This window comes from Streptomyces rimosus subsp. rimosus (genome assembly GCF_000720725.1).
Lineage (GTDB): Bacteria > Actinomycetota > Actinomycetes > Streptomycetales > Streptomycetaceae > Streptomyces > Streptomyces rimosus_A.
The window spans coordinates 1-1241 of record NZ_JOCQ01000223.1; the positions used below are offsets into that span (position 1 = coordinate 1).

At 72.0% G+C, this 1241-nt stretch carries 1 protein-coding gene; it reads left to right on the forward strand.

Features of this window, described 5'->3' with window-relative positions:
- Positions 1 to 47 precede the first annotated feature (47 nt).
- Positions 48 to 1160 carry a DUF5937 family protein gene (locus tag IH45_RS0142575; protein ID WP_032919566.1) on the forward strand — a complete coding sequence of 371 codons (1113 nt, stop codon included), beginning with the start codon at positions 48 to 50 and terminating at the stop codon, positions 1158 to 1160.
- Positions 1161 to 1241: the final 81 nt, after the last annotated feature.

Here is a 1241-nt window from a genome sequence, read left to right on the forward strand (position 1 = left end):
CACCCATCCCGGCCCACCCACCCCGAAATAGAAACACCCCCATGAGTATCTGGATCGACATAGCAGGCCTGCCTGCCGAGCGTTTGGTGTTCAGTCCCTCGCCGCTTGCCGAGCTGGGGTCCGCTCTGCATGCGCTTGCCGAGCCCGGTCACCATCCCGGGCTGCACGGCTGGACGACCGCGACGGCCGGCGCGCTCAAGGCTGAGCTGGCGGACCGGCTGCATGAGGCGGACTTCTTGTGGGGGCCGACGTTCTCGGACGTGACGATGGCGTTCGCCGCGGTCGCGGACGCGGACGGGCAGCCCGGTGCGACGCTCGCCGAGGATTTGGATCTGCTCGACCGGCTCGACGACGAGCGGTACGTTCACGCCGCGCTGGAGATCAACTGCACCAGCGTGTACAGACGCGGCGGCCCCTCGCCGCTGGCGGACGCCGGCAGCCGCCGGCTGGCGCTGGAGCGGGCTGCCGCCCGCGGTCCTCGGCAGTCCGAGTTCGCGCGGCGGCTGCTCGCCGACCCGCCTGCCGTACGGGCCTGGGTCCGCCGTCTGTTCGAGGACTGTGACCAGGCGTTCTTCGCGGACGTCTGGCAGCGGGTGCGGTTCCAGCTCGCCACGGACGCGCGTCACAAGGCCGAGGTGCTGCGCCGTAAAGGCCTCGTCGAGGCGCTGGCCGAGGTGTCGCCCGCGGTGTCGCTGGACGCGGAGCGCTCCCGCATCGTCGTCGACAAGCTCAGCCATGGCCACACCACGGCCACGGACCCGGCCGTCGGCACGGGCGTCACCTTCGTGCCCTCCTCGTTCCGCTGGCCGCATCTGTCGGTGCTGCACGCACCGGGCTGGCGGCCGGTGATCCACTACCCGGTCGCGGTGCCGGAACTGGCCGGCCCAGCCTCGGTCGCCCTCCTCGAATCCCGGCTCGACGCGCTCGCCCACCCGATGCGCCTACGGATGTGCCGCAATCTGGCCCGTACGGCCTACACCACCGGTGAACTGGCCGCCGCGCACGACATATCCGCGCCGGAGGTGTCCCGGCATCTCGCCGTCCTCAAGAAGGCCGGGCTGCTCCAGACGCGCCGCCGCGGCCGGTACGTGCTGCACCAACTGGACGTCCAGGTGGTGGCGCGACTGGGCAGCGACTTCCTGGAGGGAGTGCTGCGCTGAAGAAGCGCGGATTACGCGACCGGCCCCGCCCCCGTTGATCCTCCCGACCGGCCGCCCCTCCGCTCCCCCGCCCGGCCGCCC